The 19,143-nt window shown below is 70.7% G+C and carries 16 protein-coding genes, 1 tRNA gene and 1 pseudogene; 16 read left to right on the top strand and 2 right to left on the bottom strand.

Going from position 1 to position 19,143, the window contains the following annotated elements; genetic code table 11:
- The first annotated feature begins 77 nt into the window (after window positions 1-77).
- The 5 genes from topA (at window position 78) to HW837_RS00070 (ending at window position 9,975) form a co-directional block, all read left to right on the top strand.
- Window positions 78-2,930: a type I DNA topoisomerase gene (gene topA / locus HW837_RS00090; RefSeq protein WP_193379534.1), complete on the top strand. Its 2,853-nt coding sequence runs from the start codon at window positions 78-80 to the stop codon at window positions 2,928-2,930.
- A gap of 180 nt (window positions 2,931-3,110) precedes the next feature.
- A complete protein-coding gene (gene tmk, locus HW837_RS00085) occupies window positions 3,111-6,506 on the top strand; it encodes a dTMP kinase (protein WP_193379535.1) in 3,396 nt (1,131 codons plus the stop codon).
- A 363-nt stretch (window positions 6,507-6,869) separates the two neighbouring features.
- Window positions 6,870-8,075, top strand: coding sequence for a DNA polymerase III subunit delta' (locus tag HW837_RS00080; RefSeq protein ID WP_045563062.1), 1,206 nt, complete (start codon window positions 6,870-6,872; stop codon window positions 8,073-8,075).
- Between the two features lie 113 nt (window positions 8,076-8,188).
- A complete protein-coding gene (locus HW837_RS00075; RefSeq protein WP_193379536.1) occupies window positions 8,189-9,775 on the top strand; it encodes an alpha/beta hydrolase in 1,587 nt (528 codons plus the stop codon).
- Between the two features lie 123 nt (window positions 9,776-9,898).
- Window positions 9,899-9,975 (top strand) — tRNA-Thr (locus HW837_RS00070).
- A gap of 105 nt (window positions 9,976-10,080) precedes the next feature.
- Here HW837_RS00070 and HW837_RS00065 read toward each other — a convergent pair.
- Together HW837_RS00065 and HW837_RS00060 are read right to left on the bottom strand one after the other, a co-directional pair.
- On the bottom strand, window positions 10,081-11,274 hold the full coding sequence (locus HW837_RS00065; RefSeq protein ID WP_193382758.1) for a tyrosine-type recombinase/integrase: 1,194 nt from the start codon (window positions 11,272-11,274) through the stop codon (window positions 10,081-10,083).
- Window positions 11,275-11,390: 116 nt separating this feature from the next.
- Window positions 11,391-12,008 carry a hypothetical protein gene (locus HW837_RS00060; RefSeq protein ID WP_193382757.1) on the bottom strand — a complete coding sequence of 206 codons (618 nt, stop codon included), beginning with the start codon at window positions 12,006-12,008 and terminating at the stop codon, window positions 11,391-11,393.
- Between the two features lie 153 nt (window positions 12,009-12,161).
- Between HW837_RS00060 and HW837_RS00055 the strand changes: the two genes are divergently transcribed.
- The 11 genes and pseudogenes from HW837_RS00055 to HW837_RS00005 all read left to right on the top strand — a co-directional run bounded on the left by HW837_RS00055 (window position 12,162) and on the right by HW837_RS00005 (window position 19,061).
- Complete coding sequence (locus tag HW837_RS00055) at window positions 12,162-12,356, top strand: helix-turn-helix domain-containing protein (RefSeq protein ID WP_193382756.1); 195 nt, start codon at window positions 12,162-12,164, stop codon at window positions 12,354-12,356.
- A 125-nt stretch (window positions 12,357-12,481) separates the two neighbouring features.
- Window positions 12,482-13,078 (top strand): HNH endonuclease, encoded by a 597-nt coding sequence (locus HW837_RS00050; protein ID WP_196790514.1) that lies wholly within the window; start codon window positions 12,482-12,484, stop codon window positions 13,076-13,078.
- Window positions 13,075-13,269, top strand: coding sequence for a type II toxin-antitoxin system HicA family toxin (locus HW837_RS00045; RefSeq protein WP_193382755.1), 195 nt, complete (start codon window positions 13,075-13,077; stop codon window positions 13,267-13,269). The genes HW837_RS00050 and HW837_RS00045 overlap by 4 nt, the downstream gene beginning before the upstream one ends.
- Window positions 13,270-13,470: 201 nt before the next feature.
- Entirely contained in the window at window positions 13,471-14,274 is an 804-nt protein-coding gene (locus HW837_RS00040) for a hypothetical protein (protein WP_193382754.1), read from the top strand.
- On the top strand, window positions 14,274-15,017 hold the full coding sequence (locus HW837_RS00035) for an ATP-binding protein (protein WP_193382753.1): 744 nt from the start codon (window positions 14,274-14,276) through the stop codon (window positions 15,015-15,017). Before HW837_RS00040 ends, HW837_RS00035 begins: the two co-directional genes overlap by 1 nt.
- A pseudogene (dnaB, locus tag HW837_RS00030) lies at window positions 14,920-16,366 on the top strand (replicative DNA helicase). Before HW837_RS00035 ends, dnaB begins: the two are co-directional and overlap by 98 nt.
- The gene (locus HW837_RS00025; RefSeq protein ID WP_193382752.1) at window positions 16,363-16,506 is read left to right on the top strand and encodes a hypothetical protein; all 144 of its coding nucleotides are present in this window, start codon (window positions 16,363-16,365) and stop codon (window positions 16,504-16,506) included. The pseudogene dnaB and the gene HW837_RS00025 overlap by 4 nt, the downstream one beginning before the upstream one ends.
- A 56-nt stretch (window positions 16,507-16,562) precedes the next feature.
- The gene (locus HW837_RS00020) at window positions 16,563-16,994 is read left to right on the top strand and encodes a hypothetical protein (RefSeq protein WP_193382751.1); all 432 of its coding nucleotides are present in this window, start codon (window positions 16,563-16,565) and stop codon (window positions 16,992-16,994) included.
- A 71-nt stretch (window positions 16,995-17,065) separates the two neighbouring features.
- Entirely contained in the window at window positions 17,066-17,419 is a 354-nt protein-coding gene (locus tag HW837_RS00015) for a hypothetical protein (protein ID WP_193382750.1), read from the top strand.
- 156 nt (window positions 17,420-17,575) lie between these two features.
- Entirely contained in the window at window positions 17,576-18,067 is a 492-nt protein-coding gene (locus HW837_RS00010) for a sigma factor-like helix-turn-helix DNA-binding protein (protein WP_193382749.1), read from the top strand.
- A gap of 187 nt (window positions 18,068-18,254) precedes the next feature.
- Window positions 18,255-19,061, top strand: a complete 807-nt coding sequence (locus tag HW837_RS00005) for a MerR family transcriptional regulator (RefSeq protein ID WP_193382748.1) — start codon at window positions 18,255-18,257, stop codon at window positions 19,059-19,061.
- Window positions 19,062-19,143 lie beyond the last annotated feature (82 nt).

Raw genomic sequence — 19,143 nt, 5'->3', positions numbered from 1 at the left:
GGCACCCGCCCCAGGGGGCGCCCGCCCCGGGACGCAAGCCTGGGGAGACCCAGCGTCGACCGGAGAGAAGAGCGAAGTTGTCCCCGACCAGCGAGACCGCGAAGGGCGGCCGCCGACTCGTCATCGTCGAGTCGCCTGCCAAGGCGAAGACGATCAAGGGCTATCTCGGCCCCGGCTATATCGTCGAGGCGAGCGTGGGGCACATCCGCGACCTTCCCAACGGCGCCGCGGAGGTGCCCGAGCAGTACACCGGCGAGGTGCGCCGCCTCGGCGTGGACGTCGAGCATGACTTCGCGCCCATCTACGTGGTCAACGCGGACAAGAAGGCCCAGGTCAGGAAGCTCAAGGACCTGCTGAAGGAGTCCGACGAACTCTTCCTCGCCACCGATGAGGACCGCGAGGGCGAGGCCATCGCCTGGCACCTCCAGGAGGTGCTCAAGCCCAAGGTCCCGGTCAAGCGGATGGTCTTCCACGAGATCACCAAGGCCGCGATCCAGGCCGCCGTCGCCAACCCGCGCGAACTGAACCAGCGCCTCGTCGACGCCCAGGAGACCCGCCGCATCCTCGACCGCCTCTACGGCTACGAGGTCTCGCCGGTCCTGTGGAAGAAGGTCATGCCGCGCCTGTCGGCGGGCCGTGTCCAGTCCGTCGCGACCCGGCTCGTCGTGGAGCGCGAGCGCGAGCGGATCGCCTTCCGCTCCGCCGAGTACTGGGACCTGACCGGCACCTTCGCCACCGGCCGCGCCGGTGACGCCTCCGACCCGTCGTCGCTGGTGGCCCGCCTGCAGTCGGTGGACGGCCGCCGCGTCGCCCAGGGCCGCGACTTCGACTCGCTCGGGCAGATCAAGGGCGCCAACGTCCTCCACCTCGACGAGGCCGACGCCCGCGCGCTGGCCGCCGCCCTGGAGAACACCCGCTTCTCGGTCCGCTCCGTCGAGTCCAAGCCGTACCGCCGCTCGCCGTACGCCCCCTTCCGCACGACGACGCTCCAGCAGGAGGCCTCGCGCAAGCTCGGCTTCGGGGCGAAGGCGACGATGCAGGTGGCGCAGAAGCTGTACGAGAACGGCTTCATCACCTATATGCGTACGGACTCCACGACGCTCAGCGAGACCGCCGTGGCCGCCGCCCGAGCCCAGGTCACCCAGCTGTACGGCGCCGACTACCTGCCGGCGCAGCCGCGTACGTACGCCGGGAAGGTCAAGAACGCGCAGGAGGCGCACGAGGCGATCCGGCCCTCGGGTGACCGTTTCCGCACGCCCGCCGAGACCGGGCTGACCGGCGACCAGTTCAGGCTGTACGAGCTGATCTGGAAGCGGACCGTCGCTTCCCAGATGAAGGACGCCACGGGCAACAGCGTCACCGTCAAGATCGGTGGCACCGCCTCCGACGGCCGGGACGCCGAGTTCAGCGCCTCCGGCAAGACGATCACCTTCCACGGGTTCCTCAAGGCCTACGTCGAGGGCGCCGACGACCCGAACGCCGAGCTCGACGACCGCGAGCGCAGGCTGCCGCAGGTCAGCCAGGGCGACGCGCTCTCCGCCGAGGAGATCACGGTCGACGGGCACGCCACCAAGCCCCCGGCCCGCTACACCGAGGCCTCGCTGGTCAAGGAGCTCGAAGAGCGCGAGATCGGCCGTCCGTCGACGTACGCGTCGATCATCGGGACGATCCTCGACCGGGGCTACGTCTTCAAGAAGGGCACGGCGCTCGTGCCGTCCTTCCTGAGCTTCGCCGTGGTCAACCTCCTGGAGAAGCACTTCGGGCGGCTCGTCGACTACGACTTCACCGCCAAGATGGAGGACGACCTCGACCGCATCGCGCGCGGCGAGGCCCAGGCGGTGCCGTGGCTGAAGCGGTTCTACTTCGGCGAGGGCACGGACGCGAGCGGCACGGCGGCCGCGGCCGGCAACGGCGACGGGGACCACCTCGGCGGGCTCAAGGAGCTGGTGACCGACCTGGGCGCGATCGACGCGCGCGAGGTCTCGTCCTTCCCCGTCGGCAACGACATCGTGCTGCGCGTCGGGCGCTACGGCCCGTACATCGAGCGGGGCGAGAAGGACGCCGAGGGCCACCAGCGCGCCGACATCCCCGAGGACCTGGCGCCGGACGAGCTGAGCATCGAGCTGGCGGAGGAACTGCTCGCCAAGCCGAGCGGCGACTTCGAGCTGGGCGCGGACCCGGCGACCGGTCACCAGATCGTCGCCAAGGACGGGCGCTACGGGCCGTACGTCACGGAGATCCTCCCCGAGGGCACACCGAAGACGGGCAAGAACGCGGTCAAGCCGCGCACGGCCTCGCTGTTCAAGTCCATGTCCCTGGACACGGTGACCCTCGACGACGCCCTGAAGCTGATGTCGCTGCCGCGGATCGTCGGCGCCGATGCCGAGGGCCAGGAGATCACCGCGCAGAACGGGCGGTACGGGCCGTATCTGAAGAAGGGCACGGACTCGCGGTCGCTGCAGACCGAGGAGCAGCTCTTCACGATCACCCTCGAAGAGGCGCTGGCGATCTACGCCCAGCCCAAGCAGCGCGGGCGGGCCGCAGCCAAGCCGCCGCTGAAGGAACTGGGCGAGGACCCCGTCAGCGGGAAGCCGGTCGTGGTGAAGGACGGCCGTTTCGGGCCGTACGTCACCGACGGCGAGACCAACGCGACGCTGCGGTCCGGGGACAGCGTGGAGACGATCACGCCCGAGCGCGGCTTCGAACTGCTGGCGGAGAAGCGGGCGAAGACTCCCGCCAAGAAGACGGCCAAGAAGGCGCCGGCGAAGAAGACGGCGACCAAGACCGCCGCGAAGAAGGCCGCGCCGGCGAAGAAGACCGCCGCCACGAAGAAGACGGCCGCTTCGAAGACGGCCGCGGCCAAGAAGGCGGCTCCGGCGAAGAAGGCGGCCGCGAAGAAGGCGACTGCTGCTGGGGACGGCGCCCAGTAGCTCGGGGGTGCGGGTTGTTCGGCGACCGCGGGTTCGGTGTGGTCGATCGCGCGGTTCCCCGCGCCCCTGACGGGGCGCTTCGCTCCGATGAATGTGTGCGTTCTGTGTGACTTGGTCGTGCGCCGTGCGTGCGTTCGGGCGCTGCTTCTGGGTGTCGGTGCGTGCCGATAGGCTGAAAGCATGATGCGAGCCGAGCAGCCGACGGCCCACAACCCGGCCCCCGATGACGCCCTGGCAGCCGATTCCAGGGAGCGCGCCGTCCGGGCGCTGCTGCGCCGACCGCAGCTGAAACGGTTGTGGAGCGCCCAGCTCGTGGGCGGCGTGGGCGATGTGCTCGCGCTGTTCGTGCTGGTGCTCCTCGCCTTCCAGGCGGCGATCGCCGAGGGCGCCTTCGGCGGCGGATACCGGGGCGTCGCCCTGACGGTCGCGACCGTCTTCGGGACGCGCGCCCTCGCTACCCTGCTCTTCGGCGCCGTCCTCCTCGGCCCGCTCACCTCCCTGACCTCGCAGGACGGCCCGCTGGACCGCCGCTGGACCATGGTCGGCGCGGACGGGCTGCGGGTGCTGCTGCTGATCGTCGCTCCCCTGTGGATCGACTGGACGCCGGACAACGCGCTCGCGGTGCTGCTGGTCACCGCGTTCGTCGCCGGTGTCGCCGAGCGGTTCTGGACGGTCTGCCGCGAGAGCGCGGCACCCGCGCTGCTGCCCGCGCCGCCGCTGGAGGGCGCGACCGTACGGCCACTGCCGGACCACATGGACGCGCTGCGGCGTTTGGCCCTGCGGACCGGATTCGTGGCGGTGCCCCTCGCGGCCGCCGTGCTCGTCGTCGCCTCGCTGCTCAACAACCTGCTGGGCGCGGGCCTCGACTGGTTCGCGCAGCACCAGGCCGCGCTCGCCTCGTACGTCGCCGCCGGGCTCTTCGCCGCCTCGCTGTCGGTCGTGACCTTCCTCGACCTGCCCAAGACGCGCACCCCCCGCGCGCGGTCGCCGCTGGAGGGGCTGCGCCGGCCCAAGACCGGCACCGGTGTGGACAAGGGCCGCACGGGCGCGATCCCGCTGCTGGTGCCGGCCTGCGGGGCCGTCGCCGCCGCGGTCGCCGCCGCGGTCGCCGTCGCCGTGCTGCACGCCAAGGACCTGGGCGGCGGGCCGGTGATGTACGGGCTGTTCGTCACCGCGCTGACCGGTGGCGTGGTCCTCGGGATCCGCCGGGCGCCGTCCGTACTGCCCTCGCTGTCCCGGCGCCGGCTGCTCGCTCTCGCGATCGCCTTCACCGGGATCGCGCTGCTCGCCGCCGGCCTGACGCCGGACGTCACGAGCGTCATGCTCATCCTGGGCCTCGCCGGTGCCGGGGCGGGCATCGCCGCCAACACCGGGCACACGCTGCTCGACCAGGAGGCCGAGGACTTCCGGCGGGCCCGCACCACCGAGCATCTGCACGCCGTCGTACGGGTGTTCGTGGCGCTGGCGGTGCTCGTCGCTCCGCTGGTCGCCGCCGTCATCGGGCCGCACCGGCTGGAGAGCGGCAAGTTCGTCTTCGCGCACGGCGGTGCGGCGTTCACGTTGATGCTGGTGGGGGCGTTGCTGCTGCCGGTCGCCGCGTGGGTGCTGGCCAAGGTCGACGACCGGTCCGGGGTGCCGCTGCGGCAGGACCTGCGGGACGCGATGCTGAAGGGCGACGACCCCGATCAGGCGCCCGCGGCCTCGGGGTTCTTCATCGCCCTTGAGGGCGGTGACGGCGCCGGGAAGTCCACTCAGGTCGAGGCGCTCGCCGAGTGGATCCGGGCCAAGGGGCACGAGGTCGTGGTGACGCGCGAGCCGGGGGCGACCCCGGTGGGCAAGCGGCTCCGGTCGATCCTGCTGGACGTGTCGAGCACAGGACTGTCGCACCGGGCCGAGGCCCTGCTGTACGCGGCTGATCGGGCCGAGCACGTGGACACCGTGGTGCGGCCCGCGCTGGAGCGCGGCGCGGTCGTCATCTCGGACCGCTACATCGACTCGTCCGTGGCCTACCAGGGCGCCGGGCGGGACCTCTCGCCCACGGAGATCGCCCGCATCTCGCGCTGGGCGACCGACGGTCTCGTGCCGCATCTGACGGTGCTGCTGGACGTGTCGCCGGAGGCCGCGCGCGAGCGGTTCACCGAGGCGCCGGACCGGTTGGAGTCGGAGCCGGCCGAGTTCCACGAGCGGGTGCGCGCGGGATTCCTGACGCTGGCCGCCGCGGACGCCGGGCGCTACCTGGTCGTGGACGCCGCACAGGACCCGGAGGCCGTGACGACCGTGGTCCGGGCCCGCCTCGACGTGATGCTGCCGCTGTCCGAGGCCGAGGTGAAGGCGCAGGAGGAGGCCCGCCGCAAGGCCGAGGAGGAGGCCCGCCGCAAGGCCGAGGAAGAGGCCGCGCGCAAGGCCGAGGAGGAGCGGCTGGAGCGGGAGCGGCAGGAGGAGCTGGCGCGGCTGCGGGCCGAGGAGGAGGAGCGCAAGCGGCGCGAGCTGGAGGAGGCTCAGCGGCGCGAGGCGGAGCGGCAGGCGGAGGAGGCCCGGCAGCGGGCCGAGGAAGCGCGCCGCCGCGCCGAGGAGGAGCAGGCGCGGCTCCTCGCGGAGGAGAAGGCGCGCGCCGAGGCCGAGGAACGGCGTCGGGTCGAGGAGGAACGGCGTCGTCAGCAGGCCGCGGAGGAGCAGCGGCTGCGGGCCGAGGCGGAGGCGCGGCGCCTGGAGAAGCAGCGGAAGGCCGAGGAGGCGTTGCTGCGGGCCGAGGAGGCTCGGCGGGTCGCCGCCGCCGCGGAGGCCGACCGGGCCGCGGCGGTCGCGGCCGAGGCGGAGCGCGCCGCGGCGGAGCGGGCCGAGGCCGACCGGAAGGCCGAGGCGGAGCGGGTCGCGGCTGCGGCGGAGGCTGCGCGGGTCGCGGCTGAGCGTGGGGCCGGGGCCGGGGCCGGGGCTTCGGCTGGGGCTGAGGCCGGCGCTGCGGGTGCCGGTGCGGAGCCCGAGGCGGGTGCCGGTGAGGGTGCCGGTGAGGGTGCCGGTGGTCGGGGCGATGACGCGGTGACCGTGGCTACGCCGTTTGTGACGCCGACCAATGCGTCGGGTGGGCCGGTGGACGAGACGGCTGTGTTGCCGCCGGTGCGGGCGGATGGGCCGGGGGGTGACTCCGAGACGACGGCGAAGCTGCCGAAGCCGTCGGTGTCGGCTTCCAATTCCGGTTCCGGTTCCGGTTCCGGGGCTGCGTCCGCGGCCGCTGCTGCCGAGGATGAGACCGCGGTGTTGCCGCAGGTGCCGTCGGAGGCCGCCGACGAGACGGCTGTGCTGCCGCCGGTGCGCGACGATCTGGCGCCGCCCGGATACTTCCGGGACGAGCGGCCCGCGGCCGGCGGCGCCGATGGTGCGCACAGGGCGGACGGGACCGATCGGACGCGGGAGCTTCCGCAGGTCGACGAGCAGGGGGTGCCGCGGCGGCGGCCTCGGTCGGACTGGGCCGAGGAGACGCCGCTGGACGATCTGCCCACGCTGGCGGACGAGTTGTTGGGGCCGCACGGCGAGGACGACGGCGATGGGAAGCGGGGCTGGGGGCGGCGTCGCCGCTGAGCCGGGCCGGAACGGGGCGGGCCGGGCTGGTTGTCGGTGCCGGTCCGCGTGCCGCCGGTGGGTGGGTCGGGGCCGTGCCGGTGCGTCAGCCCGTCGCTGGGTGCCCTACTGCCCGGGTGCATCGGTGGGACTTCCCTGGGCCGCTGTATGCGACGGGCTCGACGCACCGGCACGGCCCCTTCCGTGCGTGGGCGGCCGACCGTGCGTCTACGGCCGACCGTGCGTCGGCGGCCGACTGTGCGTCGTGGTCGTCTCCGTGGACGACGGCCCGGTGCCGCGGTCAGGGGTGTGTGCGGTGTGATGTCAGTGGGGTCGCGCACAATGGGGCGCGGTGAGGGTTTTGTGTGACGGAGGCGGTGGGGCATGGCTGTGTGGGACGACCTGGTGGGGCAGGAGCGGCTGAGTGCGCAGCTGGACGCGGCCGCCCGGGACGCGGACAGGATCGTCACGGCGGCGGAGCAGCGGGTCGCGCCTCCGGAGGCGTCGAAAATGACGCACGCGTGGCTGTTCACGGGGCCGCCGGGGTCGGGGCGGGTGACGGCGGCGCGGGCGTTCGCCGCGGCGTTGCAGTGTGTGAGTCCGGACCGGGCGCTCGGCGGGAGCCCGGGCTGCGGGTTCTGCGACGGGTGCCATACGGCGCTGGTGGGGACGCACGCGGATGTGAGCACCGTGGCGGCGGTGGGCACGCAGATCCTGGCCGACGACATGCGGGACACGGTGCGCAAGTCGTACACGTCGCCGGCGAACGGACGCTGGCAGGTGATCCTGGTCGAGGACGCCGAGCGGCTCAACGAGAAGTCGGCGAACGCCGTGCTGAAGGCCGTGGAGGAGCCCGCCCCGCGGACGGTGTGGATGCTGTGCGCGCCGTCCCTGGAGGACGTGCTGCCGACGATCCGGTCGCGGTGCCGGCACGTCGCGCTGCTCACCCCGTCGGTGGACGCGGTGGCGGACATGCTCGTACGGCGCGAGGGCATCGAGCCGGAGGCCGCCGCGACGGCCGCGCGGGCGACCCAGGGGCACATCGAGCGGGCCCGGCGGCTGGCCACCGATCCGCGGGCCCGGGAGCGGCGGGCGGCCGTGCTGAAGCTGCCGTTGCGGGTCGAGGACATCGGTGGGTGCCTGAAGGCGGCGCAGGAGTTGGTGGACGCGGCTTCGGAGGAGTCGAAGCAGTTGGCCGAAGAGGTCGACACCAAGGAGACCGAGGAGCTGAAGGCGGCGCTGGGCGCGGTGCAGGGCGGGCGAATGCCGCGCGGCACGGCGGGGGTGATGAAGGATCTGGAGGACAAGCAGAAGCGGCGGCGTACGCGGGCGCAGCGGGACAGTCTGGACCTGGCGCTGACCGAGCTCACCGGGTTCTACCGCGATGTGCTGGCTCTGCAGCTCGGCTCCCGGGTGGCGCTCGCCAATGTAGAGGTGCGGGACAGTCTGGAGCGGCTCGCGCGGAGCGGCCCGCCCGAGGCGACGCTGCGGCGCATCGACGCGATCGCGGCGTGCAGAGAGGCCTTGGACCGGAATGTGGCGCCTCTGCTGGCCGTGGAGGCGATGACGATGTCCCTGCGCGCCGGGTGAGGCGGGGGGCACGACCGCGGGTGCCGGGGCGCCTTCGGTTGACCGGGTCACTCGTACGAGGAGCGTTCATCGCTGTTCGTGATGAATTGAGTGGTTCTGGTTAGGCTCGCGAGATGCACACCAGGCGTACTTCCCGGCCGAACCGGTCCCTGCGGGCCGGCGGCGCGTTGCTCGCGGCCGCCGCGCTGCTCGTCGCGGGCTGCTCCTCCGGTCACTCCAGTGCGGCGGCCACGACGGTCGACGGGGGCCCCGCTCTCGGCCCGCTGCCCCGTGCGACTCCGTCGGCGCTGGCCCCGTACTACGGGCAGAAGCTGAGCTGGCGCACCTGCGAGACCCCCGGTTTCCAGTGCGCCACGATGAGGGCGCCGCTCGACTACGCGAAGCCGGGCGAGGGCGACATCGAGCTGGCCGTCTCGCGGCGGAAGGCGACAGGACCGGGAGAGCGGCTCGGTTCGCTGCTGGTCAATCCGGGCGGGCCCGGCGGCTCGGCGGTCGGCTATGTGCAGCGGTACGCGGGCATCGGCTACCCGGCCAAGGTCCGGGCGCGGTACGACATGGTGGCCGTCGACCCGAGGGGCGTGGCGGGCAGTGAGCCGGTCGAATGTCTGACCGGGCGCCAGATGGACACGTACACGCAGACGGATCTCACCCCGGACGACACGGCGGAGACGGGCCGGCTGGTCGCCGCGTACAAGCGGTTCGCGGAGGGGTGCGGGGAGCGGGCGCCGAAGCTGCTGCGGCACGTCTCCACGGTCGAGGCGGCCCGGGACATGGACATCCTGCGAGCCCTGCTGGGCGACGAGAAGCTGACGTACGTCGGTGCGTCGTACGGGACGTTCCTCGGGGCGACGTACGCCGGGCTGTTCCCGGAGCGGGTAGGCCGGCTGGTGCTGGACGGCGCGCTGGACCCGTCGCTGCCGGCCCGTCGGCTCAACCAGGAGCAGACGGCGGGCTTCGAGACGGCGTTCCAGGCGTTCGCCAAGGACTGCGTGCGGCGGAAGGACTGCGTGCTGGGGCGTACGCCGACGAAGGTCGCCGAGAACCTGAGCGGGCTCTTCGAACGGCTGGACGCACGGCCGCTGGCGACCGGTGACGCCGACGGGCGGCGGCTCGGCGAGTCCCTCGCGACGACGGGCGTGATCGCCGCGATGTACGACGAGGGGGCCTGGCCGCAGCTGCGGCAGGCGCTGACCGAGGCGGTCGAGAAGGACGACGGCGCGGGTCTGCTCGCCCTCTCGGACAGCTACTTCGAACGGGCGCCCGACGGCACCTACTCCAACCTGATGTATGCCAACGCCGCCGTGAACTGCCTCGACCTCCCGGCCGCCTACGACAGCCCCGAGGCGGTGGAACGGGCGCTGCCCGAGTTCGAGAAGGCGTCCCCCGTCTTCGGCAGGGCCCTGGCGTGGGCCTCCCTGAACTGCGCGTACTGGCCGGTGGGGCCGACGGGCGGGCCGCACCGCATCGAGGCGAAGGGAGCCGCCCCGATCGTCGTCGTCGGCACGACGCGCGACCCGGCCACGCCGTACCGCTGGGCCTGCTCCCTCGCCTCCCAGCTCTCCTCGGCCCGCCTCCTCACGTACGACGGGGACGGACACACCGCCTACGGGCGCGGCAGTTCCTGCATCGACTCCGCGATCAACACGTACCTGCTCCGCGGCACACCCCCGACCGACGGAAAGCGCTGCTCAGCGTCCTGATCGTCGACAGCCGCGACGGCCGGGGCGGGCCCTCCGCCGGGTGCTCCGGCCCGTGGTTCGGAGCACCTCGGAAACTGTGTAGACTTACCGACGTTGCTGATCGCACCATAGTGCGCACAGCGCGCCGCCTTAGCTCAGATGGCCAGAGCAACGCACTCGTAATGCGTAGGTCTCGGGTTCGAATCCCGAAGGCGGCTCCACCTCTGACCAGCGGTTTCCTTCGGGGAGCCGCTGTTGTCGTTTCGGCCTAGTTGCAGCGCAAGTTGCGGTTACCAATCCGTGTCGTACGCGCGATCGAATCTCGGTCACCCCCACAGCGCGTCCCCCATCCGCTTCGCGGCATCGTTCGCGAGGACCGACGCGACGTGCGTGTACCGCTGGAGCATCCGCATCGAGGAGTGCCCGAGGATCTCCATCACGACGCGGGGCGAGACGCCCGCCTCGATCAGCAGAGTGCCGGCCGTATGCCGGTTGTCATGCACCCGCGCGTCCCGCAGGCTGGCTGCGTCGAGGATGTCCTTGAACTCACTCCAGTCCTGGCGCGGATCGATCGGCTTCCCGTTCGGCTGGCAGAAGACGAGGTCGTTCTCCTCCCACAGCTCCCCGGCCGCCAGGCGCTCGCGCAGCTGCTCCTTGCGATGCGCCTTCAGCAGGGGAACCAGCGGGGGAGGGATCGGCGCCAGGCGCTTGTTCTTGCCCTTCGGCTCCCTGAACGTCAGGCCGCCGCCCCTACGCTCCGGGCACGCCTTCGCGTGGTCCGTGCAGTCCTTCGGGCACGGCTTCGGGCACCCGCGCTTGTAGTTCTTGTGGGCGGTGCAGTTCTTCCGGCATGCCTTCCGGTGGTGCTTCGCCCCGCAGGCGTGCGCGTCCTCGCATCCGTGCTGCCAGTTGAGCCGCTGCAGTTGCCACCACACCTTGGCGACCCCGTTGTCCAGGTCGATGTACTTCCAGCGCAGACCGAGCGCTTCGCCCTGGCGCAGGCCGAGCGCGAGGGCAACGGACCAGCGGGCGCCGTTGCGTCGCTCGGCGGCTTCGGCGAGCAGCGCGCGGGCCTCGGCCTGGCTGAAGGGTTCGATCTCACCCTCGGCGGCGGACGGCGGCTCGACCATCAGGGCGACATTGCGGGAGACGATCTCCCGTTGCCACGCCACCTTCAGGGCGCGGGAGATGATCCGGTGCGTCTTCAGCACCGTGCCGGACGACAACTCCCGCTTGATCATGCCGAGGTACAGGGCGTCGAGGTGGGACGCCTCCAGCTTGTCGACGCGGTGCTTGCCGATACCGGGGAACAGGTACAGGCGGCACTTCGACCGGTAGTCGTCCAGGGTCCGCGGGCTCATCGTCCCGTCGGCCACCTTGCGGGCGCAGGCCGTGTCCATCCACGTCGTGAGCCACTGCTCGACGGTCGGCGGGCGGCCAGCCTTCTTCGTCTTGCCCGCGTCGCGCTCGCGCTCTAGTTGGCGCACCTTCGCCCGTACGACGTCCTCGTCCGATCCCATGCGGTGACGGCGGTCCGGGGCCCCGTTCGGTTTCGTGCCGACGGTGACCCAGCCGTGCCACTTCCCATCCGACTCAGAGAAGTAGACGCTGCTCTCTCCGTTGCTCCGGCGCCCGCTCATCCCGCACGCCCTGCCCGCGCCGGCGGCAGGATGCCGCGCTTGCGCGCTTCGTAGATCCAGCGGTGCACGGTACGCACGGGCACCTTGGCGCGCTTCGAAATTGATGGCGCTGGCGGCTCGCCAGCCGCGGTGAACCACCGGTAGGCATCGGCCACATCGGTAAGGAAGTCTTCGGTGAGTCGTCCCTCGGGAGAGCGGATGATCGGCAGCTTCCCCTTGGGGTCTCCGTCCTGTCCGTCACCCACGCGGGCCCCGATCTCTCCGATCATGACCGTCGTGAACTTGTCCTTCGTGCTGTCGAAGAACTCGACGAGGGAGTCGAGCGTCGGACGCGGGCCCTCCCACGGATAGTTGAAGATCCCGTGGGTGTACTCCATGTCCTCAAGGAGGCGGCTTTCCGCCATTGCCAGGGGGATGCGGCGCCATGTTCGGCCGGTGAGAGGACCCTCCTGGCCAGCCTCCATGACCACGGTTTGCATGTCGAGGCGCGTATCGGCTGCCGACTCCGGGATCGCGTATTGGATGTAGACGGTGGGCCCTCCGCTGTTGTCGCTGAGGCGCGTCCATCCCATGGGGCGGACCTCGATTTTCCACGTTCCGATGTGAACAGCCATGCCCTGAGAATGCCAGCGCCGTCAGCGAATGAGCAAGTGGTGACACGCGCGTGAGAAGGTGTCTCCACGTACTTGCACGACCTTCGGCGACTCACTAAAGTGGATCTGAGTAAGCGGCGACGCGTACTCGCTGTCACCTACTCGGGAGATCGCATGTCCCAGATCCTCTACAAGGCCGAAGAGTGCACGACAGTGCTTCGCCTGGGGCTCACGACCGTCAAGGCGATGATCGCCTCCGGAGAGCTGCGAAGCATCAAGATCGGCCGCGCTCGCCGGGTCCCGGCGGATGCCCTGCACGAGTACGTGCAGCGTCTCGACGCCGAGCAGAACGGCGCGCCCGCCGCATGAGACGGCCTCCAGCTGCATTGCCCGCAGCTGGAGGCCTGAACGCCCACCCAGAAATGCGACGGCCCCGGTCCACGACCAAATGACCCGGGGTCCGTCACCAGCGATATGAGAGGAGCGCCGTCTTCATGATGGCAGACCCGCCCGACGGCGGACACACCGACGAGGCGCTACGCCGCGCCCGAGCCGCAGACCAGCCGAACCCCTCCGTGCCCGAGACGGACCTCGCAAGGTTCTTCAGCAAGGTCGACAAGGACGGGCCGATACCCAAGCACCGGATCGAACTGGGTCCATGCTGGTTGTGGAAGGCGTGCAAAGACAGCAGTGGCTATGGGAGCTTTCGCTACCAGGGCCGCACGACCTCGGCGCACCGCTTCTCGTACGTGGTGCTGGCTGGCGGAACGATCCCTGACGGCCTACAGCTCGATCACCTATGTCGTACTCGGCATTGCGTCCGTCCGGACCACCTAGAGCCAGTGACGCCGCAGGAGAACATCCTGCGCAGCGAAGCGCCTAGCGCAGCCAACGCCCGAAAGACGCACTGCGCTCGCGGCCATGAGTTCAACGAGCAGAACACCTACACGACGTGGTGCGGTGGGCGGGGATGTCGAGTCTGCAATCGGGAGTGGGGGAACGCCAGCTACGCCGCTCACAGGGACGAGATCAACGCTAAGCGGCGCGCAGCGTACGCCGCGGAGCAGGCCCGGAAGGCGGGCGGCCGGTGAGCAGCAAGGACACCGAGCAGCTGCTCGACGAACTCCGCAGTCAGGGCTTCGAGGTACGCATCGGAGGCAGCGGCCACTACCGGGTCAAGTCCCCGGGCGGCCAGACGACCACGATCCCGAAGACACCGGCGACCAGACGGTCACTGGCGAACACGAAAGCCAGCCTCCGCCGGATCGGGGCGCGGGTCTAATGGCCGGCCGCCGCGATCACCTTCGTCTCGTCGCCTCCACGGCGGCGGGGCGGAGGCCCGCGCGCGCCTTCCGCTGCAACCGCACGTACGGACTCAGCCGCGAAGAACTCCGCCGCGAACTCCGCCGTCTGTCCAGCCTCGGATGGCAGACGTGGGAGCTCGTGCGCCGATTCGACTGCACCTGTAAGGACTAGACAGCCAATGGGCTACGAGCTGTACCGCGAGGTCAAGGTGTGGGCGCCGCCTTCTCTGACGCACCGCGAGAAGTTGACGGCGATGGTCCTCGCGGACGACGCCAACGACCGAACGCGCCTCACGTACAGCAGCGTCGTGGACCCGGAGATCATGCGGCAGGCCATGGTGCCGGATGACCGTTCCATGCGCCGGATCATCGCCAAGCTGAAGGAGGAGAAGGTCCTTGAGCATGTCGGCGGCGGCCACAACGGGCGTACAGCAAAGTACCGGTTCCTCCACCTTGCTCCCGCAGGGTCCGGCATCACGTTGCCGGGTGAAAATGACCCGGCTACGGCAGATGTAGGCGGGTCGGAATCGCCCTCCTACGAAAGCGAGCCGGACGAGAAGGCGGGCGAAAACGACCCCCCTTCGGACGGAGTAGGCGGGTCTTTTAGTGCCAGTAGCAGGGTCAAAAAGACCCCCCCTACTCCTTCACCCCCAACTACCTCTTCCTCAACTACTCCGACGGACAAGTCCGCCAGCGGCCAGCGGAAGCCGAGCAAGCACCAAGTAGCGGACGACCTCACCGCCGCCTTCTGGGAGCACCACGGCAAAGGCCGCGCCCAACCCTTCCTTGCAGTCCGCGGAGTGATTCGGACCGCCATCGGCAACGGCGTCGACCGCGACGACCTCGCCCGCGCCCTGGATCAAGTCGCCCGCGAAGGCCGATCCATCTCCGGCGCAACCCTCGACATCGCCCTCGGCAACCTCCGCCGGGGCGCCTACCAAAACCCCGACGACCAAGACGTCTACGACGAGGACTTGATCTGATGAACCACCAGCCGAAGCTCACCGTCGACTTCGCCGGCCTCGGCATCCCGCCCGGCAACTACGCCCTCCCCGACCCCGGCGCCTACGAGGACTACAACCGGCTTCTGAAGCACTTCACGGGGGACCTGGCCCTTGCCGACATGGCCCCCGACGACGTCCGGTTCCTACGCGACCACTTCGCCGAGCAGGTCACCGAGCACCGCGAGCAGGCCATGGACTACTTCGCGGCCAAGGCGCCGCGCCGCTTCGCCGAGGCCCGCCCCGACGAGCAGGCCACCGCGTGGGCCGAGCGGTTCGCGGCGGACCGGCACGCCGTGAAGTCGCTGCTGCTGATCGGCCCCACCGGCACGGGCAAGACACACCACGCCTGGTCGGTGCTGCGCGCGGTCGCCGACACCGGCACCCAACTGCGCTGGCAGATGCACACGGCCGCAGACCTGTACGCCCAGCTGCGCCCACGCGACGGCGAGGACTCCCACGACACGTTCCGGCGGATCGCCGACGCGCATCTCCTCGTCCTCGACGACCTCGGCGCCTCCAAGTGGACCGAGTGGGTCGAGGAGATCACCTACCGGCTGATCAACCACCGGTACGAGGAGTGCCTGCCGAGCGTCTTCACCAGCAACCTCCCGCCGGCGAAGCTGCGTGACGCCCTGGGCGAGCGTGTCGCGTCCCGGCTTACGGAGATGTGCGACCGGATCGTCCTCAAGGGCGACGACCGGCGTAAGGGCGGTGTCGCGTGAGCATCGACACCGAGGCCGCGGCCGACTTCCGGCGTGTCCCCCCGCAGGACCGGGACACCGAGCGGTCCCTGCTCGGCGAGTTGATGCTGTCGAAGGACGCCATCGACGAGGTGGCCGGGATGCTCAAGGGTTCGGACTTCTACGACCCGCATCACGAGACGATCTATGCGGCGATCCTCGACCTGTACGGCCGTGGCGAACCCGCGGATCCGCTCACCGTGGGCGCCGAGCTGACCAAGCGCGGAGACCTGAGCCGGGTCGGGGGCGGGCCGTACCTATTCAGGTTGACTCAGTCGGCGGTCACGACGGCGCACGCCGAGCAGCACGCCGAGATCGTCCGCGATCTGAAGGTTCTCCGCCAAGTCGTCGCGGTCAGCGAGAACATCACCGCGATGGGGTACGCGGGCGAGGGCGGCACCGCCGAGATCGTCGACCGTGCCCAGGCCGCGATCCTCGGGCTGACGGCGCAGCAGGCCGACGACACGCTCAGGGCTGTCGGCGACCTCAGCGAGGAGTGGCTCGACGAACTCGAACAGATCGGGCAGCGCAAAGGCGAGATCACCGGGGTGCCGACCGGTTTCATCGACCTGGACCAGCTGACCAACGGACTCCAGCCCGGACAGCTGATCGTGATCGCGGGACGCCCGGCCATGGGTAAGAGCACGCTCGCCCTGGACGTGGCCCGGTCCGCCGCCATCAGACACCATCTGCCCACCGCGTTCTTCTCGCTGGAGATGAGCCGCAAAGAGCTGATGAGCCGGATGTTCTCCGCCGAGGCCCGCGTCGCCCTCCATCACATGCGCTCCGGCACCATGACCGACGACGACTGGACCCGGCTCGCCCGCCGCATGCCGGACGTCAGCGCGGCACCGCTGTACATCGACGACGGCGGCGAGCTGACGCTCATGAACGTCTGTATCAAGGCCCGCCGGTTGAAGCAGCGCAACGACCTGCGGCTGATCGTCGTGGACTACCTCCAGCTCATGCAGTCCGGTTCCGGGCGCCGTGGCGAGAACCGGCAGCAGGAGGTGGCCGACATGTCCCGCCGGCTGAAGCTCCTCGCGAAAGAACTCGACGTGCCGATCATCGCCTTGTCGCAGCTGAACCGAGGGTCGGAGCAGCGGTCGGACAAGAAGCCCGTCCTGTCGGATCTGCGGGAGTCCGGGGCGATCGAGCAGGACGCCGACATGGTGATCCTCGTCCACCGCGAGGACGCCTACGAGAAGGAGTCCCCGCGGTCGGGTGAGGCGGATCTGATCGTGGCGAAGCATCGGAACGGGCCGACGGCCACGGTCACGGTCGCCTTCCAGGGGCACTACAGCCGGTTCGTCGACATGGCGCAGACGTGATCCCCATGCCGTGCCGTACGAAGGGCGGCGCTCCCCAGCTCGGCGCCAAGGGTCCTCACCAGCGAGGCCCGTTCGGCCGATGGCCCGACCTCGACAAGGACGACGACCAGGCCGACGGCGAGCAGCAGGCCGACAGCTAACCCACAAACTCCGGCCGTCGACCGGCGGTCGGCCAACCCGAGCAAGGAGAAGCACCGTGACCATCACCAGCACCGACATCCGCACCCTCAACCACTGGGTCGACGAAGCCACCGCCACCTACATCGCCGACCTCTGGAACACCGCCTACCCCGGCATGCGCGCCGACCTCACCGAGGAGATCAAGCGCACCGCTCCCTTCGCCGAGACCGGCGACGAGAACAGCGACTACTGGAAGGGCCACCTCCTGCGCGCCAAGAACACCCGCAAGCGGCTCGCGCAGTTGGACAACGGCACCTTCAAGGGGTGCACCCGAAGCCCCGGCGGATTCTCCGTCTCCGGCGCCCTGAGCGAGGTCAGCGCCCTCCTCCACATGCGCTTCGGGCACCTCGCCCGTCCGAACGACGGCAACGTCTACCGGCTGCTCGCCGAGCTCTCGGACTCCACCGCGGCCCGGCACGCCGAGCTCGAAGCCGCACACACCGCCTGACCCGCACACGAAACGGCCGGCCCGCGGGAACCGGGCCGGCCACCCACAGGATCGCACCGAAGGAGAACACCATGTCCAACCACACCGAACACCGGCCCGTCAGCTTCGAACCCGCCTCCACCGGCTGGCGCGCCGTCTTCCTCGCCGACACCAACACCGGATACGACACCCTCGCCCTCGCCGGGTGGCTCCTCGTCGAAGAAGTCTCCGCCGACCGGTACAGCAACATCGACCCCCACACGACCCCGGCCCCCGAGCACCGCCGCCGTAAGTACGTCGCCGCCGTCGTGATGGAAGGCGCACTGGCCGACGTCACCGGCTACGAGAACTTCTGGTTCGTCGCCAGCCCGGAGTCCGAACTCCCCACCGCAGAGCAGGCGGCGGCGGAGAAAGCCGACCGACGGGCCGCCCGACTCGCCGCCTGACCGCCCCGGCCCGGTCGTCCTCGCGGCGGCCGGCCTGGGTGTGGTTGGCGGGTGGTGGTGATGGGCCCGGCTGTCTACGGCCGGGCCTGCTGCCTGTCCGGAACCCGTACGACCGCGCTGGGCACAAGATTTCACTAGTCAGCAGGAGGTGACCCCATGGCGGAACCCGAACGGCTGGAGGGCCGTAACGGCGCGATCTGGCGCGCCTACCTCGAAGGACGGACTCAGGAAGCGATCGCCGAGGAGTTCGGCGTCAGCCAGCAGCGCGTCAGCCAGATCATCAGTGAGGTGCGTGAGTCGATTCCTGAGGTCAACCGGGTGGCTGCGGCGCTGCTCGATCTTGAGCGTCTCGATCTGTTGATGACGGGGATGATGCCGCCGGCGCTGGCGGGGGACCCGAAGGCGACGGCGGCGGTGCTGCGGATTCTGGAGCGCAGGGCGAAGGCCCTGGGCACTGATGCGTCGCAGCCTCTTGAGGTGGTTCTCGACGCGCGGATGGATGTGGTGGGCCAGCTGGTGGCGGATGCGCTCGCTGCTGCGCTCGACGCTGTGCCGGAGTTGTCTCAGGAGCAGCGGATCGCGGCTCTTACGACGGCGCAGGACTTGTTGTTCCGGGAGGCGGGAGGCGGCTCGCCGGAGGCGGGGTGATGTGAGGTGGTGGCCCGCCCCGGTGACAGACCACGAAGGAGGACGGGGCGGGCCGTTGGGCCGTCCCGGAACCTGGATCACGGACAGGCCCCGGGGCGGCACTGTTTTGGAGGATAGCGCCGCTTCCGTAGGTGTCCTTCCGGAAGCTCCGGAATGATCTTTACGGGGTGGCTTTTACCGTCCGCACATGGACGAATTCACCGCCGCCGAGGCCGCGAAATGGCTCGACATCAGCCGCGAAGCCGTGGACCTCGCAGCCCGTGAAGGGCGCCTTTCCGTGCTCGCCGGGGAGGGGCCGCGCCGGTTCTCGCGGGCGGCCGTCGACGCGTACCACCAGGGGCGTGTGCTGGAGAACGTCGCCGCTCTGGCGCGGGCCGGGGAGACCCCGGTGAGCGCGGCCCGCAAGGTACGTCAGCGTCTGCACGCCGAGGAGCTGGGGATGCCGCGCCCGTTCGCGGTGCGGCTCAAGGCGATGCCGATCACGTGGCGGTCGGTGTTCTCGCCGGCGGAGCTCGCGGCGGCATGCGTGCGGGATGGCGAGGGTTGCCGGTGGTGCCGGGCGCGGGAGTTCGCCGACTTCCGCGGGCTGCGTCCGCCGGAGTTCTCGCCGGCGTTGAAGGAGTTGTTCGGCGCGGACCCGTGCGGGGTGTGCGGGCCGGGGTTGCTGGCCCCGTTCATGGCCGCTCTGGGGGCTCGGGTGCGCGCGGGTGACCGGCGTCCGCCTGGGCCGCCTCCGCGCCCTTCTGAGGCGGAGCGGCAGGCCGCCCGGGAGTGGGCCTCTCAGCGGGCGGTGACGGCTTCGGCGCGGCCGTCCGTGGACGACGACGGGAAGGCTCTGGTGGCCCGTCGTCTGAGGGAGACCCGCGAGCGATTGAAGGCGGCGAAGCGGCGCGGTGACCAGCGGCATGCGATCCGGTTGCAGCAGACGCTGCAGTCGTTGACGGCGGACGCGTCCGCGATCGATGCGCGTGCCCCGAAGAGGGGGCAGCGATGATCGAGGACGAGCGGGAGCGGATCCTCAACGATGCTGCGGAGCGCATCGGCCGCCTCATCATCGAGACGGCGGAAGAGGTCGA

This window comes from Streptomyces caniscabiei (genome assembly GCF_014930365.1).
Taxonomy (GTDB): domain Bacteria; phylum Actinomycetota; class Actinomycetes; order Streptomycetales; family Streptomycetaceae; genus Streptomyces; species Streptomyces caniscabiei.
The sequence above is the reverse complement of the archived record's forward strand: the minus strand, read 5'-3'. Positions and strand labels throughout refer to the sequence as shown.

What these genes read in the sequence shown, in the direction of transcription:
- tmk (WP_193379535.1), top strand. Translation starts at nt 3,111, where the DNA reads ATGATGCGAGCCGAGCAGCCGACGGCCCACAACCCGGCCCCCGATGAC.
- HW837_RS00080 (WP_045563062.1), top strand. Translation starts at nt 6,870, where the DNA reads ATGGCTGTGTGGGACGACCTGGTGGGGCAGGAGCGGCTGAGTGCGCAG.
- HW837_RS00075 (WP_193379536.1), top strand. Translation starts at nt 8,189, where the DNA reads ATGCACACCAGGCGTACTTCCCGGCCGAACCGGTCCCTGCGGGCCGGC.
- HW837_RS00065 (WP_193382758.1), bottom strand. Translation starts at nt 11,274, where the DNA reads ATGGGATCGGACGAGGACGTCGTACGGGCGAAGGTGCGCCAACTAGAG.
- HW837_RS00060 (WP_193382757.1), bottom strand. Translation starts at nt 12,008, where the DNA reads ATGGCTGTTCACATCGGAACGTGGAAAATCGAGGTCCGCCCCATGGGA.
- HW837_RS00055 (WP_193382756.1), top strand. Translation starts at nt 12,162, where the DNA reads ATGTCCCAGATCCTCTACAAGGCCGAAGAGTGCACGACAGTGCTTCGC.
- HW837_RS00050 (WP_196790514.1), top strand. Translation starts at nt 12,482, where the DNA reads ATGATGGCAGACCCGCCCGACGGCGGACACACCGACGAGGCGCTACGC.
- HW837_RS00040 (WP_193382754.1), top strand. Translation starts at nt 13,471, where the DNA reads ATGGGCTACGAGCTGTACCGCGAGGTCAAGGTGTGGGCGCCGCCTTCT.
- HW837_RS00035 (WP_193382753.1), top strand. Translation starts at nt 14,274, where the DNA reads ATGAACCACCAGCCGAAGCTCACCGTCGACTTCGCCGGCCTCGGCATC.
- HW837_RS00015 (WP_193382750.1), top strand. Translation starts at nt 17,066, where the DNA reads ATGTCCAACCACACCGAACACCGGCCCGTCAGCTTCGAACCCGCCTCC.
- HW837_RS00010 (WP_193382749.1), top strand. Translation starts at nt 17,576, where the DNA reads ATGGCGGAACCCGAACGGCTGGAGGGCCGTAACGGCGCGATCTGGCGC.
- HW837_RS00005 (WP_193382748.1), top strand. Translation starts at nt 18,255, where the DNA reads ATGGACGAATTCACCGCCGCCGAGGCCGCGAAATGGCTCGACATCAGC.